This is a genomic window from Kineococcus deserti, from assembly GCF_050871945.1.
Classification (GTDB): domain Bacteria; phylum Actinomycetota; class Actinomycetes; order Actinomycetales; family Kineococcaceae; genus Kineococcus.
Map to the genome: position 1 here is coordinate 12,766 of NZ_JBJLSI010000030.1, position 13,613 is coordinate 26,378.

At 74.3% G+C, this 13,613-nt stretch carries 15 protein-coding genes and 1 tRNA gene; 6 read left to right on the forward strand and 10 right to left on the reverse strand.

The features are described 5' to 3' along the window. Positions 1 to 47: 47 nt before the first annotated feature. From ACRYR2_RS19310 to ACRYR2_RS19320, 3 genes are all read left to right on the forward strand, one after another. Positions 48 to 782, forward strand: coding sequence for a DUF4397 domain-containing protein (locus tag ACRYR2_RS19310; protein ID WP_432564511.1), 735 nt, complete (start codon positions 48 to 50; stop codon positions 780 to 782). Between the two features lie 165 nt (positions 783 to 947). Beyond that, positions 948 to 1,562 carry an RNA polymerase sigma factor gene (locus tag ACRYR2_RS19315; RefSeq protein ID WP_432564512.1) on the forward strand — a complete coding sequence of 205 codons (615 nt, stop codon included), beginning with the start codon at positions 948 to 950 and terminating at the stop codon, positions 1,560 to 1,562. Next, positions 1,549 to 2,373, forward strand: a complete 825-nt coding sequence (locus tag ACRYR2_RS19320; RefSeq protein WP_432564513.1) for an anti-sigma factor — start codon at positions 1,549 to 1,551, stop codon at positions 2,371 to 2,373. Before ACRYR2_RS19315 ends, ACRYR2_RS19320 begins: the two co-directional genes overlap by 14 nt. 6 nt (positions 2,374 to 2,379) lie before the next feature. Here the strand turns inward: ACRYR2_RS19320 and ACRYR2_RS19325 are convergent, their stop codons facing one another. The 5 genes from ACRYR2_RS19325 to ACRYR2_RS19345 are packed head-to-tail and all read right to left on the reverse strand — an operon-like array spanning position 2,380 to position 6,791. Continuing rightward, positions 2,380 to 3,021 (reverse strand): cysteine hydrolase family protein, encoded by a 642-nt coding sequence (locus tag ACRYR2_RS19325; protein WP_432564514.1) that lies wholly within the window; start codon positions 3,019 to 3,021, stop codon positions 2,380 to 2,382. Continuing rightward, complete coding sequence (locus ACRYR2_RS19330) at positions 3,018 to 4,061, reverse strand: LLM class flavin-dependent oxidoreductase (RefSeq protein WP_432564515.1); 1,044 nt, start codon at positions 4,059 to 4,061, stop codon at positions 3,018 to 3,020. Before ACRYR2_RS19330 ends, ACRYR2_RS19325 begins: the two co-directional genes overlap by 4 nt. After that, the gene (locus ACRYR2_RS19335; RefSeq protein ID WP_432564516.1) at positions 4,058 to 5,152 is read right to left on the reverse strand and encodes an ABC transporter substrate-binding protein; all 1,095 of its coding nucleotides are present in this window, start codon (positions 5,150 to 5,152) and stop codon (positions 4,058 to 4,060) included. The genes ACRYR2_RS19330 and ACRYR2_RS19335 overlap by 4 nt, the downstream gene beginning before the upstream one ends. 17 nt (positions 5,153 to 5,169) lie before the next feature. Then, a complete protein-coding gene (locus tag ACRYR2_RS19340) occupies positions 5,170 to 5,943 on the reverse strand; it encodes an ABC transporter permease (RefSeq protein ID WP_432564517.1) in 774 nt (257 codons plus the stop codon). Then, the gene (locus ACRYR2_RS19345; RefSeq protein WP_432564518.1) at positions 5,940 to 6,791 is read right to left on the reverse strand and encodes an ABC transporter ATP-binding protein; all 852 of its coding nucleotides are present in this window, start codon (positions 6,789 to 6,791) and stop codon (positions 5,940 to 5,942) included. The genes ACRYR2_RS19340 and ACRYR2_RS19345 overlap by 4 nt, the downstream gene beginning before the upstream one ends. Positions 6,792 to 6,908: 117 nt before the next feature. Between ACRYR2_RS19345 and ACRYR2_RS19350 the strand changes: the two genes are divergently transcribed. The 3 genes from ACRYR2_RS19350 (at position 6,909) to ACRYR2_RS19360 (ending at position 9,165) form a co-directional block, all read left to right on the forward strand. After that, positions 6,909 to 8,060, forward strand: coding sequence for a glycerol dehydrogenase (locus ACRYR2_RS19350; RefSeq protein WP_432564519.1), 1,152 nt, complete (start codon positions 6,909 to 6,911; stop codon positions 8,058 to 8,060). A gap of 164 nt (positions 8,061 to 8,224) precedes the next feature. Then, on the forward strand, positions 8,225 to 8,560 hold the full coding sequence (locus tag ACRYR2_RS19355; protein WP_432564520.1) for a YnfA family protein: 336 nt from the start codon (positions 8,225 to 8,227) through the stop codon (positions 8,558 to 8,560). Positions 8,561 to 8,580: 20 nt separating this feature from the next. Beyond that, positions 8,581 to 9,165 (forward strand): TetR/AcrR family transcriptional regulator, encoded by a 585-nt coding sequence (locus tag ACRYR2_RS19360; RefSeq protein ID WP_432564521.1) that lies wholly within the window; start codon positions 8,581 to 8,583, stop codon positions 9,163 to 9,165. Positions 9,166 to 9,239: 74 nt separating this feature from the next. Here the strand turns inward: ACRYR2_RS19360 and ACRYR2_RS19365 are convergent. From ACRYR2_RS19365 to ACRYR2_RS19385, 5 genes are all read right to left on the reverse strand, one after another. After that, positions 9,240 to 9,313 (reverse strand) — tRNA-Pro (locus ACRYR2_RS19365). Between the two features lie 66 nt (positions 9,314 to 9,379). Beyond that, complete coding sequence (der, locus tag ACRYR2_RS19370; protein ID WP_432564522.1) at positions 9,380 to 10,867, reverse strand: ribosome biogenesis GTPase Der; 1,488 nt, start codon at positions 10,865 to 10,867, stop codon at positions 9,380 to 9,382. Next, positions 10,864 to 11,631: a lysophospholipid acyltransferase family protein gene (locus ACRYR2_RS19375; RefSeq protein ID WP_432564523.1), complete on the reverse strand. Its 768-nt coding sequence runs from the start codon at positions 11,629 to 11,631 to the stop codon at positions 10,864 to 10,866. Before ACRYR2_RS19375 ends, der begins: the two co-directional genes overlap by 4 nt. Beyond that, positions 11,628 to 12,419 (reverse strand): (d)CMP kinase, encoded by a 792-nt coding sequence (cmk, locus tag ACRYR2_RS19380; RefSeq protein ID WP_432564524.1) that lies wholly within the window; start codon positions 12,417 to 12,419, stop codon positions 11,628 to 11,630. The genes ACRYR2_RS19375 and cmk overlap by 4 nt, the downstream gene beginning before the upstream one ends. A 59-nt stretch (positions 12,420 to 12,478) precedes the next feature. Next, positions 12,479 to 13,591, reverse strand: coding sequence for a prephenate dehydrogenase (locus ACRYR2_RS19385; RefSeq protein WP_432564525.1), 1,113 nt, complete (start codon positions 13,589 to 13,591; stop codon positions 12,479 to 12,481). Positions 13,592 to 13,613: the final 22 nt, after the last annotated feature.

The window sequence follows — 13,613 nt, forward strand, 5'->3', positions numbered from 1 at the left end:
TGGTTGACGGATCGCGCCCGCGGTCCGCGGACCAGGAGGAGACCACGATGCGCTCCACCCCCCGCGTCGCCACGCTCGCCGCCGCACCCCTGTTCGCACTGTCCGTGGCCGTGGAACCGGCGGCCGCGGACGACGGCGAGGACGCCACCGTCTCGGTGCTGCACGGCGTGCCCGGCCTCACAGTCGACGTGTACGCCAACGGTTCGGAACTGATCTCGGACTTCACCCCGGGCACCCTCACCGACCCGCGGCAGCTGCCTGCGGGAACGTACGACCTCCACGTCTACCCCGCGGGTTCGGACCCGGCCGCGGCCCAGCCGGCCATCTCGGCGGACGGCGTCGAGGTGCCGGCGGGGGCGGACATCACCGTCGTCGCCCACCTCGACGCGAACGGGACCCCGGTCCTCACGCCCTTCGTCAACGAGCCCGCGGCCCTGGAGCCGGGGCAGGCCGAGCTGACCGTGCGCCACGTGGCGGCGGCTCCCGCGGTGGACGTGCGGGCCGGCGGGCACCCCGTGCTCACCGGGCTGACCAACCCGAACGGGGCCGGCACCCCCGTCCCGGCGGGAACGGTCAGCGCCGACGTGGTGCTCGCCGGAACCGACCAGGTGGTGATCGGACCGGCGGACCTCACCCTGGCCGAGGGGACGCAGACGATCGTGTACGCCTGGGGTTCGGCGGCGGACGCGAACCTCGCGCTGACGCCCCAGGTCCTCGCCGGCGGGGCGGGTCACCCGACGGGCGCCTCCTCCGGCGGTGGAGGGTGCGCCGCGGCCGCCTGAGCGGTCCGGCTCCCGGACGCCGGCGCTCCTCCGCGTCCCCGTCGAGGAGCGCCGTGCCCCGCCGGGCACCACCCGGGGAACCGCGCGGGGAACTGCGCCGTCACGACCCGAACCTGACGTGCCGGACGCACGGGTGGCGACGGGGCGGCCCCCTACGGTGGGGCCGTGACCTCGAGGCCGGGTTCCCCGGACCAGGCCGCGGGCACGCCCGGCTGGACGGAACCCTCGCAGTGGAGCGACGCGGCCGTCGGCCGCGCGGTCCAGGCCGGGGACGAACGCGGCCTGCGCGAGGCGTTCGACCGGTGGGGTCCGGTGCTGCACGGCCTGGCCCGGCGCCGGCTCGACGACCAGGACGCCCAGGACGTCGTCCAGGCGGTCTTCGTCTCGGCCTGGCGTTCCCGCGCGACGTTCGACCCCACCCGTTCCTCGTTCCCGGCCTGGCTGGTCGGGATCGCCCGGCACCGCATCGCCGACGCCCTCGCCCAGCACTACCGCTCCGAGGTGGTCACCGATCCCGAGCAGCTGCACCGCGGTGAGGCCACGGGCCCGGTCGGCCCCGCGCCGCAGGACGCCGCCGCGGACCGGGTCGTGCTGCTGGCCGAGATCGAGGACCTGGGCGAACCGCAGCGGACGGTCGTCCGGCTGGCCTTCTTCGGCGACCTGACGCACGAGCAGGTCGCGGCCCGCACCGGCCTGCCCCTGGGTACCGTGAAGAGCCACCTCCGGCGGTCACTGCGCCGGTTGCGTACGCGCCTGGAGGACGACCGTGCCGCTCGATGAGCCGACCGTTCCGGGGCAGGGGCACCTGGGCGAGGAGCGCGCGCTGCAGGCGGCCCTCGGAGAACCGGTCGACGCGGCCCACCGCGCCCACCTGCGGGGGTGCGCGGCCTGCCGCGCCGAGGTCGCCGGCTGGTCGCGCCTGGCCGCCGCCCGCGCCGCCGACGACGTCGAACCGCACCCGCTGCCCGCGGGGGCCTGGGAGCGGATCGCGCAGGAGGCCGGGCTGCGAGACGACGGGAGCCGGCCGGCTCCGGTCAGCACGCCCGACGAGCCCGTCACCGCTCCCGTCACCGCTGCGGCGCCGCACCGGGCGGACCGGCCGGGCGGCGCGGGCCGGGCGCCTCGAGCGCGGCGCTGGTGGCCGGCCGTCGCCGCCGCGCTCGTCGGGATCGCCGCCGGCGTCGTCGGAACGCGCCTGGCGTCGGACGGCGCCCCGGCACCGGGGCCGCCCGCTCCGGCCGTCGTGTCCTCGGCCGTGCTGCAGCCCGTGGCGCTGCCGGCCGACCCGGCACCGGACACCGCCCCCGGCGGCTCGGCCGAGGTCGACGACGAGGACGGGTCCCGCCGGCTGCACCTGACCGTCCACGGGGTGACCCCGCCACCGGGCGGCTTCCTGGAGGCCTGGCTGATGGACGCCGACGGCGGCCTCGTCTCGCTGGGGGCGCTCGGCGGCACGAGCGCGACGGTGGCGCTGCCGCCCGGTCTGGACCTGGACCGCTACGACGTGGTCGACGTGTCGGCCGAACCGCTCGACGGCGACCCGGGGCACTCCAGCGACAGCGTGCTGCGGGGCACCCTCACGCCGACCTGACGCGCCTCAGCGCGGCCCTCGTGCCGCGACCCCGGCGAACCACCCGACGTCGGCCACGACGGCGCTGTGGGTGCCCAGCACCCGCAGCGCCGCCTCGTGGTTCCCGCGGTCCTCCGCGGCCGTCGCGTCGGCCAGGACCACGACGCGGAAACCGTTCGTGAAGGCGCTGCCCGCGGTCTCCAGGACGCAGCAGTCGCTCGTCAGTCCGGCGATCGCCAGCCAGTCGGTCCCGCCTTCGCGCAGCACCCGCGCCAGGTCCGTCCCGGCGAAACCGTCGTAGGTCCGCTTGTCGACGACGGGTTCACCGGCAGCCGGTGCGACGCCGTACCACTCGATGCCGGCGGTTCCCTCGACGCACGGTTCCCACGCGGTCGGCCACTGCTCCTGCGGGCCCAGGCCCCGGAACCAGTTCGAGGCCGGCCACGGATCGTCGGGGCGCACACGCAACCGGCACCACACGACGGGGATCCCGTGTTCCCGCGCCGACGCCAGCGCCTCCCCCGTCCGCGCGACGGCGGCCGCGAGGTCGTCGCGGGCGGCGGGTTCGAGGTGGGTGAGCAGTGCGGGGTCGGCGAAGGAGCGCTGGACGTCGACGACCAGCAGCGCACCGGTCGCCGGGGACAGCGCCGCCAGCCGTTGGTCGCTCACGAGCGCAGCCGGGGCAGGACGAGCTCGCCGAACTCCGGCATGTCGCGCAGGTAGTCGGGGAAGACGAGCATGATGCCGTCCAGCCCCGTCTCGTCCACGTGGGCGCGGATCCGCTCGGTGACCGTGTCGGGGCCGCCGACGACGACGGCGGTCTGGAACGCCTCGTGCGCCTCGTCCCCGGCCGTCATGGACATGGCGCGTTCCAGCGGCAGCCCCCACGACAGCTTCATGTTCGTGATGGCCTCGGCGTCGTAGCCGCGGCCGTACTCGCGGAACCTCGCCTCGGCCGCCGCGTCGGTCTGCCCCAGGACGACGGTGAGCATGGCGTACGTCCGGATCGAACGTCCGTGGTCGGCGGCCAGGCGTTTCACGTCGTCGCTGGCCGCTCGCAGTCCCGGCAGGTCGGGGGCGGTGAGGAACGAGCCGTCGCAGTGCTCGGCCTGGAACCTCAGCCCGGCCTGCGACCGGCCCGCCGCGATGAGCGTGGGGCGGCGTGAGGGGTGCGGACGGGACTGGCAGTCGTCCAGGGTGAAGAACTCACCGTGGTGGGTGACGGAGTCCTCGGTCCACAACCGCTCGACCAGCTGCAGCCACTCCTGCGTGTAGCGGTAGCGGTCGTCGTGGCTGAAGTCCTCGCGCCACTGCCCCATCTGGGAGAACTCGTGCTCGTAGGCCCCGACCACGACGTTCATCCCGCACCGCCCGTTCGAGACCTGGTCCAGCGTCGCGAACATCTTCGCGACCAGCGCGGGGTGGAACAGGTTGGTGTGCACGGTGGCCCAGATCTTCACGCGCTCGGTGGCCTCGGCGAGCGCGGACATCATCGTCATCGACTCCAGGGTCTGCCCCCAGTGGTCGGTCCGGCCGCCGTAGCCGCGCCACTTGGCCATCGACATGACGAAGTCCAGGCCGATGCCCTCGGCGATGAGGGCCGCCTCGCGGTTGTAGGCGTAGGTCGCCTGCGGGTGCGGAGCGGTCTCGGACATGATCCAGCCGCCGTTGCCGATCGGCAGGAAGGTCCCGAACTCCGCCGGGCTCACGGCACGGGCCAGACGAGCGAGCCGTCGGCGTACAGGGAGGGCACCAGGTCGGGGACCACGAGCCGGGACAGGTCCGGCACCGCGGGGATCTGGCCCATCTGCACGAGGAAGTCGCCCTCGGTCCGCACGGCCGCCTCCTCGATCTGCCCGAGGACCTGCCCGGCGGGCAGCGACTCGTCGACGAGCTGGGACTCGGTCCGCCAGACCTGGGCGTTGTGCTCGCTGTCGTAGCCGGCCTGGGACAGTTCGGCGGCGTCGGCGACGCACTCGTCGGTGTGGTCCTGGCAGTAGGCGTAGGCGCGCAGCTGGGCGCGCAGGAAGTCCTCGACGGCCGTGCGGTGCTCGGTGAGGAACCGCGGGTTGACGATGGTGGTGGCGATCGAGCCGGGAACCTCGTAGTCCTCGGGGTTCCACAACGTCACGTCCTCCCCCATCGCCTCCAGGGTCAGCGGCTCGTTGGACTTGTAGCCGGTCAGCGACTGCACCTGCCCGCGCACCAGCACGGTCGGGTCGTAGCCGACGGTGACCTGGGTGATGGTCGACAGGTCGACGCCGGCGGCGCGCAGCATCGCCTCGATCGTCACCGGCAGCGCACCCTTCTGCCCCAGCGTCGTGCCCTGCAACTGCTTGAGGTCGGTGACGTCCGGTCCGGTCATGAGGGTCGCGACCGGCACGTGCCCGAACATGGCCACGGCCTGGACGTCGACGCCGTTGGCGACGTTCACCAGGACGTCGCCGTTGCCGGCGATGGAGGAGATCTGCGCCGTCCCGGCGGCCACCAGCTGGGCGTTCTGCGCCGTCTCGCCGGTGCCGGGCTGGATCTCGACGTCGAGGCAGAGGGCGTCGAAGTAGCCCAGGGCCTGCGCCGCGATCGGGTCCAGGATGCTCGCCGAGGCCTGGAACTGGTAACCGGTGACGTAGGTGATGGTCCCGGCGGCCTCGTTCTGCGCGCAGCGCTCGGCCGACACGGCCGCACCGCGGCTCTCGCCGGGGGTCGAGCCGCCCGCGGGTTCGTCGTCGGACCCGCCGCAGCCGGCCAGCAGCAGGGCGGAGGTCGCGCCGAGGGCGAGGGCGGTGCGCAGGCGGTTCACGAGTTCTCCCTGGTTCTTCAGCGGTTCTGCGACTCGTGCCAGGACAGCGCACGACGTTCGACGACGGTCACCAGCAGCAGCAGCAGCGAGCCCATGGCCGCCAGGCACGCGATGGCCGCGAACACCCGGTCCAGCTGCGAGTTCGAGCTCGCGACGCTGATGAGCGTGCCCAGCCCCGACTGCGCCCCGGCGGCGGTGAACTCCGCGACGATCGCCCCGACCAGGGACAGCGGGAACACCACCCGCAGCGCGGAGAACAGGTACGGCAGGGCGCTGGGGAACCGCAGCCGGACCAGCACGTCGAGACGGGAGGCGTCGACGGTGCGGAACACCTGCATCACGTGCCGGTCGACCGACCGGAGCCCGGTGACGGTGTTCATGAGCACGGGGAAGAACGTGATGAGCCCGGTGACGATGACCTTGGGGAGCATGCCGAAGCCGAAGGCGACGACCAGGGCCGGCGCGATCGCCACGACCGGGGTCACGTTCAGGACCACGATCAACGGCGTCAGCCCGCGCCGGAACAGGGTGGACTCCCCCATCAGCACCGCCAGGACGACCGCGGCCAGCCCGCCGAACAGCAGGCCCAGCAGCGCCTCCTGCAGGGTCGTCCACGCGTTGCGCAGGTACAGGTCGGGCTGCTCGACGAACTGCCGGGCGACGCTGGACAACGTCGGCAGCACGTACGGGTTGTCGCGGGCCACCCAGGTCCACAGCAGGCCCGCGACGACCAGGGCCAGGACGGTGGGGAGCCAGAACCGCAGGTGCCAGAACCTGGTGCCGGACCTCACGCGACGTCCTCGACCGGGTTCCAGGCCGTCTCCAGGACCTGCCGGATGCGGTGCTCGTGCTCGTGCATGTCGGCCGAGTCGAGCAGTCCGTGGTGGCGCGGGCGGGGCAGGTCGACGTCGACGACGCCGGCGATGCGCCCGGGCCGGGCGGCCATGACCACGACGCTGTCGGACAGCAGGACCGCCTCGGCGATCGAGTGGGTGACGAACACCACCGTCGTGCGCAGTTCCTGCCAGACGTCGAGCAGCTGCAGCTGCGCCGACTCGCGGGTGAACTCGTCGAGGGCCGAGAACGGCTCGTCCATCAGCAGCACCTGCGGTTCGAGGGCGAAGGCGCGCGCGATGGCCGTCCGCTGCTGCATCCCCCCGGACAGCTGGCCGGGACGACGGTGCAGGACGTCCCCCAGGCCCAGCCGGGTCAGCAGCGCGACCGGGTCGGAGGCCAGGCCCTGGCCCGCGCCCCCGTGCCGCCGGGCACCGCCACCGCGGTTCACCTTCTCCAGCACCCGCACGTTGCCCAGGACGTCGAGCCAGGGCAGCAGCGCCGGCACCTGCGGGACGAAGCCGATCATCTTGGCCGCGCCCGCCTCGGCGGCCGTGCGCCCGCAGATGCGCACCGATCCGCCGTCGGGCTGCTCCAGCCCGGCGACCGTGCGCAGCAGCGTCGACTTGCCGCAGCCGGAGGGACCGATGACGCTGACGAAGCGGCCGCGCGGCACCTGCAGGTCGACGTGGGACAGGGCCTGGACGGCCTTCTCGCCGGTCCCGTAGGTCTTGCAGGCGTCCTGGACCTGCACGAAGGGTGTGCCGGCCGCGCAGGGCAGGTCGGACGGCTGCGGCGAGGACATGCGGTGACCTTACTCAGCGGCCGGCGCCCCGGGGGGCCTCACCCCCCAGATGGTTGAAGCTTCGACTAGCTGGCTAGGGTCCTGCACCGACGAAGCACCGAGGAGAGGAAGGCGCACATGCCCGCCGAGACCACCATCCGCACCGTCATGAGCCCGGGCCGCTACGTGCAGGGACCCGGCGCGATCACCAAGGTCGGCGAGTACCTCGCCACCGTCGGCAGGACCCCCGTCGTCGTGGCCGACGACGTCGTCTGGGGCTTCGTGGGGCACGACGTCGAGGCCTCGCTGCGGGCCGCCGGCCTGCCGGTGCACCGCGACGTCTTCTCCGGTCTGGCGACCGCGAGGACGATCGAGCGCCTGGTCGGTGTCGTGCAGGAGCACGGCGCGGACGTCCTCGTGGGCGTCGGCGGCGGCAGCACGATCGACGCGGTCAAGGCGGCCGGCCACCTCGCGGGCATCCGCTGGGCCAGCGTCCCGACCGTCGCCTCCACCGACGCCCCCACCTCCGCGCTGGCCGTGGTCTACACGCAGGAGGGCGGCTTCGAGGAGTACCGCTTCTTCCCGCGCAACCCCGACCTGGTCCTCGTCGACTCCCAGGTCGTGGCCAACGCGCCGGTCACCCTGCTCGCGGCCGGCGTCGGCGACGCCCTGGCGACGTGGATCGAGGCGCGCGCCACCGCGGCGTCCGGTTCGGCCACCATGGCCGGCGGCCTGCCCACCCAGACCGGCACCGCGCTGGCCAGGCTGTCGTGGGACGTGCTGTGGGAGAACGCGCTGCCGGCGCTCGACGCCGTCCGCGACCACGCCGTCACCCCGGCCGTGGAGAAGGTCATCGAAGCGAACACCCTGCTGTCCGGCCTCGGGTTCGAGTCCGGCGGCCTGGCCGCCGCGCACGCGATCCACAACGGCCTGACCGCCGCCCCGCAGGCCCACGGCCTCGCGCACGGCCAGAAGGTCAACATCGGCTCGGTCACCCAGCTCGTGCTCGAGGGCGCCCCGACCTCGGAGATCCGCGACTTCGTCGAGTTCACCACCCGCGTCGGCCTGCCGAACACGCTGACCGAGATCGGCCTGAGCGTCGACGACGTCGACACGCTCACCGCGGTGGCGCAGGCGGCGACCGTCCCGACCGAGACGATCCACTCGATGCCCTTCACGGTCCGCCCGGCCGACGTGGTCTCCGCGCTGCGCTCCATCGAGGGTTTCGCGACCCGGGTGCGCGCCGAGGCCGGGCTGCCGGCGCCGGTGAGGTACGTCGCCAAGCACTGAGCGTGACCACGGGCTCCGGGTTCCCACGGAAGTCGTCGGAACTCGGAGTCCTCGTGGTCCTGTCCGGCGCGACGCGGTCGGGAACTCCGAGCGTCCGCTCCCGGACCCGCGACGGCGGCCTCCGCCCTCCCCGCGCCTCCCCGGCCGGTCGGTACCGTCCGGACGTGGACGTCCTGCGCTCGATCGCCCTCTTCGTGCTCGCCGCCCTCCTGGAGATCGGCGGCGCCTGGCTGGTCTGGCAGGGGTTGCGCGAGCACCGGGGGATCGCCTGGATCGGGGCCGGGGTCATCGCGCTGGGGTTGTACGGGTTCGTGGCGACGTTGCAGCCCGACGCCTCCTTCGGCCGCATCCTCGCGGCCTACGGCGGGGTGTTCGTGGCGGGGTCGCTGGCCTGGGGGGCGGTCGTGGACGGATACCGACCTGACAGGTTCGACGTGGCCGGGGCACTGGTCTGCCTGATCGGCGTCGGCATCATCATGTACGCGCCTCGACCCGGATGAGCGCCGCTACGCTCCCCCGCGTGGATGCCAGGGCGCGACGAAGCTACGACCGGCTCTCCGCGGCCGTGCTCGATCTGGCCGCGACGAGGCCGTTGGACACGCTGTCCGTCGTCGAGGTCGCCCGGGCCGCGGGCGTGCACCGCTCGACGTTCTACGAGCACAGCGACTCCCCCGCGGCGCTGGTGCGCGCGGTGCTGCGCGACGAACTCGACGACGTCCGCGAGCGCCACCTGGGCGGTTCGTGGGACCGGGACTGGGACGCAGCGGTCCGGGCGACGACGCTGGACGTGCTGGACCACCTCGAGCGCCACCGGGCGGTGTACCTGCGCAGCCTGGGCAGCCCGGCGGACGGGTCGCTGCGGACGCTGCTGAGCGACCACTTCCACTCGTCGATCACCCTGCTGGCCGCCCGCGGGGCGCTGGACTCCCCCGTGGACGACCTGGAGCTGATGGCCAGGTACCTCGCGGACGGGACGGCGGGGGCGGTGTCGGTGTGGCTGGCCGGGGAGGCGCCGCGCGACGCGGAGCGGTTCCTCGACGACTTCGCCCGGCTCGTGCCCTCCTGGTGGCCGTTGAGCCCGCACCACGCCGCCGGCTCGCTCTGACCGCCCGGGCGAGTGCGCCCCGGAACGACGAAGCGGGTGCCCACCCTGAGGTGAACACCCGCTGCGCGATCCGGTCGGGCTGACAGGATTTGAACCTGCGACCCCTTGACCCCCAGTCAAGTGCGCTACCAAGCTGCGCCACAGCCCGAATCTGTACTGCTGGAACTACTGGTCCTACCCGGCCCCGGTCTTGCGAGCCGGGTAGAACCTTACCTCATCGCTTGCGCTTCTCCCGCACCCGCACGCTCAACTCGATCGGTGTGCCCACGAAGCCGAACTCCTCACGCAGCCGGCGCTCGATGAACCGCCGGTAGCCGGCCTCCAGGAAGCCGCTGGCGAAGACGACGAAGCGCGGCGGCCGCGTCGAGGCCTGGGTGCCGAACAGGATGCGCGGCTGCTTGCCCCCGCGCACCGGGTGCGGGTGGGCGGCGACGATCTGGCCCAGGAAGGCGTTGAGCCGTCCGGTCGGGATGCGCGTCTCCCAGGACTCCAGGGCCGTGTCGATGGCCGGCACGAGCCGCTCCATGTGCCGGCCGGTCTGGGCGGACACGTTGACGCGCGGCGCCCAGGGGATCTGGACCAGTTCCTTCTCGATCTCGCGTTCGAGGTAGTGCCGGCGCTCCTCGTCGGTCAGGTCCCACTTGTTGTATGCCACGACCAGGGCCCGGCCCGACTCCACGACGGTGGAGATGATCCGGATGTCCTGCTCGGCGATCGGCACGGAGGCGTCGACGAGCACGACGGCCACCTCGGCCTTCTCCAGCGCCGTCTGCGTGCGCAGCGAGGCGTAGAAGTCCGCGCCCTTGGTCAGGTGGACGCGGCGGCGGATGCCGGCGGTGTCGACGAAGCGCCACGTGCGCCCGCCGAGCTCGATGAGCTCGTCGACGGGGTCGCGGGTCGTGCCGGCCGTGGGGTGCACGACCACCCGCTCGGAGCCGGCGAGCTTGTTGAGCATCGAGGACTTGCCCACGTTCGGCCGCCCCAGCAGCGCGACGCGCCGCGGGCCGCCCTCCTGGGAGTAACCGCCACCGACCGCCGAGACGGCGGGCAGGGTGCGGACGGCCGCGTCGAGGGCGTCACCGGTCCCCCGTCCGTGCAGGGCCGAGACGGGGAAGGGCTCGCCCAGACCCAGGCTCCACAGCTCGGCGGCGTCGGCCTCCTGGCGGGGGCCGTCGACCTTGTTGGCGATGAGCGTGACGGGCCGGCCGGACCGGCGCAGCAGGCGCACGACCTGCTCGTCGCCGGCCGTCGCGCCGACGGTCCCGTCGACGACGAACATCACCGCGTCGGCCAGTTCGATCGCCAGCTCGGCCTGGTCGGCCACGGCCAGGTTCAGGCCCTCGGCCTTGGCCTCCCAGCCGCCGGTGTCGACGAGGGTGAAGTCGCGCCCGGCCCAGTTCGCCGGGTAGGCCACGCGGTCGCGGGTCACGCCGGGAACGTCCTCGACGACGGCCTCGCGGCGGCCGATGATGCGGTTCACCAGCGTCGACTTGCCGACGTTGGGGCGCCCGACGACGGCCAGCACCGGCAGCGGGCCGGTGGGCGCCTCCTCGGGCCCCTCGGCGCCGTCGGCCTCCAGCAGCGCGACGTCCTCGGGTGAGAGGTCGTACTCGTCGAGACCGACGCGCAGCGCGTTCTCGACGTTCTCGTCGGGCGTCCCGGCGGTGGTCTCGGGTGTTTCGGGAGTTTCGTGGTCAGTCACCGGGTGCCTCCTGGCACGTCGTCGGACGCCATCTCGCCGAGCCCCAGCTCGTCGGCGGCGGTTTCGTCATGGGGCAGCTGCATCCCGGTCCGCCGCAACGAGTCCAGCACGTGTCCGGACAGCTTCACGCGCACCTGTTCCACGGCGGCCGCCAGCGCCACCCGCCCCGGCACCCCGGGTTCCTTCACGACCGTGAACGGTTCTCCGAAGCAGAACGTGAGCCGGCGGCGCAACGGCGGCAGCTTGCGGGCCCCCTCCCCGGGCAGGTGCGCGCCCAGGCACGCGACCGGGACGACGGGTGCCCCGGACTGCAGGGCGATCCACGCGATCCCGGACCGCACGCTGGCGGCGTCGCCGCGCCCGCGGGTGCCCTCGGGGAACACCCCGGCCGCCCCGCCGGCGGCCAGCACCGACAGGACCGAGGCCAGCGCGTCGCGGTCACCCCGGCTGCGGTCGATCGGGATCTGCCCGGCCTGCAGCAGCGACCAGCCCACGACGCGGTGGGGCAGCGTCCCCTCGAACATCTCCTTCTTGACCAGGAAGTGCGCCGGTCGCGGGGTGACGCCGTACAGCAGGGGGCCGTCCACGATGGAGGCGTGGTTGGCGGCGAACAGCACCGGGCCGGTCGCCGGGACGTTGTGCGCACCCAGGACGCGGGAGTTCCACACGCCGTGGGCGAAGACCTTGCCCAGCCCGCGCGTCCAGGCGTGCGGCGCCTCCGGCAGCGACCCGCCGGCCGGGGCCTTGTTGGGCTTGAACCTCACGCCTCGTCCCCCGTGGCCCGTTCGACGACCTGCAGGACGGCCGCGACCGTCCCGTCGAAGTCCAGGTGCGTGGAGTCGACGGTGACGACACCGTCGGCGGCCGTGGTGAACGCCGTGGTCAGGGAGTCGACCCGGTCGCGCTCGACGATGCCCCGGCGGGTCGCCTCCAGCGCCGCCGCGTCGGCCGCACCGAGGTCCTGCCGGGCGCGGCGGGCCAGCCGGACGCTCTCGTCGGCGGTCAGCAGGATGCGGGCGTCGGCCTCGGGCGCGACGACGGTCGTGATGTCCCGGCCCTCGGCGACCATCCCGGGTCGGCGCCCGGATTCCGGTGCGAGGCAGGCGGACTCGATGAGCGTGCGCTGACGCAGGACGAGGTCGGAGCGGACGGCCGGCACCGAGGCGACGGCGCTGACGTTCGCGGTGACCTCGGCGCCGCGCACGGCCTGCGTCAGGTCGGTCTCGGCACCGTCGACGACGGCGGCGACCGTCGGTCCGGCGGGGTCGGTGCCCATCACCAGGGCCACGGTGCGCACGTGCGCGGCCACCGCCCCGGGGTCGGTCAGGTCGACGCCGGCGTGCATCGCCGACCAGGTCACCGCGCGGTACATCGCGCCGGTGTCGAGGAAGGCCAGCCCCAGCGCGGCGGCCGCGGCCCGGCTGACGCTGGACTTGCCGCTGCCGGAGGGGCCGTCGACGGCGACGACCAGCGGGCGGGTCGTCACGACGGGCACCTCCTCGCGCGCGGCCGGGGACGCGACGGGACCACGTGGAGCAGGTGTGGAGGACACCGGACGAGGTTAGTCGACGCGACCGCTCCCCCGTGAATCGGTGCGGGGCGCCCGCGGGCTCAGCGCGGGACGGTCCACCCGCGCGAGCGCAGGGCCTGCGCCAGCGGGTCGGCCGCGGCCGGGACCACGTCGATGCTGGCCAGGGCGACGGCCTGTCCCTCGGAGTGCTCCAGCCGCAGGTCCTCCAGGTTCACCCCGGCCTCGCCGACGTCGGTCAGCAGCCGGCCCAGCGCACCGGGCCGGTCGGGCACCACGACCAGGACGGTCGCGTAGACCGCCGGCGCGCTGCCGTGCTTGCCGGGGATGCGGTCGCGACCGGCGCCGCCGTCGGCGATGGCCCGCGCCAGCCGGCCCCGCGCGCCGGGGGCGCCGGAGTCGGTGGCCAGGGCCCGCAGCGCCCCGATGACCTCCTCCAGGTCCTCGCGCAGGGCCTCGAGGACGTCGGCGACGGGACCGGCGTTGCCGGCCAGGATCTGCGACCACAGCGCCGGGTCGCTGCCGGCGATGCGGGTCACGTCGCGCAGGCCCTGCCCGGCCAGCCCGACCGCGGGTTCGCTCGCGTCGCGCAACCGCGCCGCGACCAGGCTCGCGGCCACCTGGGGGGCGTGCGAGACCAGCGCCACGGCCTCGTCGTGCTCGTGCGCGGGCATCGTCACCGGAACCCCGCCGCAGTCCAGCGCGAGGTCGCGGACCGCCTGCAGCGCAGACGGCCCGACCGCCTCGGTGGGGGCGATGACCCAGGGCCGGCCGGCGAACAGGTCGGTGCGCGCGGCGACCGCGCCGGAGCGTTCGCGCCCGGCCATCGGGTGGCTGCCCACGTACCGGGTCAGGTCCGCGCCCATGGCCCGCAACGACTTCAGCGGACCGCCCTTGACGCTGGCGACGTCGGTGACCACCGCCGCGCCGAACACCTCCAGCTCGTCGGCCACGACGTCGGCGACCACGTCCGGCGGGCACGCGACCAGCACCAGGGCCGGGTCGTCCTCGGGGCCGGCCAGCCGGCCGGCGCCCAGGTCACGGGCCAGCGCGACCGCCGTGGGCGAGGGGTCGGTCAGGACGACGTCGACCCCGCGCAGCGTGAGCGCGAGCGCCGCGGACGTGCCGAGCAGGCCCGTGCCGACGATCCGGACCGTCCCGCGGGTGCGCGCCGGGGCGGCCGCGTCGAGGGTCATCGCAGGATCACGGGGCGGTCAG

Coding starts and splice junctions, on each gene's coding strand:
- ACRYR2_RS19345 (WP_432564518.1), bottom strand. CDS start 6,791: ATGTCCTCGCCGCAGCCGTCCGACCTGCCCTGCGCGGCCGGCACACCC.
- ACRYR2_RS19385 (WP_432564525.1), bottom strand. CDS start 13,591: ATGACCCTCGACGCGGCCGCCCCGGCGCGCACCCGCGGGACGGTCCGG.
- ACRYR2_RS19310 (WP_432564511.1), top strand. CDS start 48: ATGCGCTCCACCCCCCGCGTCGCCACGCTCGCCGCCGCACCCCTGTTC.
- ACRYR2_RS19350 (WP_432564519.1), top strand. CDS start 6,909: ATGCCCGCCGAGACCACCATCCGCACCGTCATGAGCCCGGGCCGCTAC.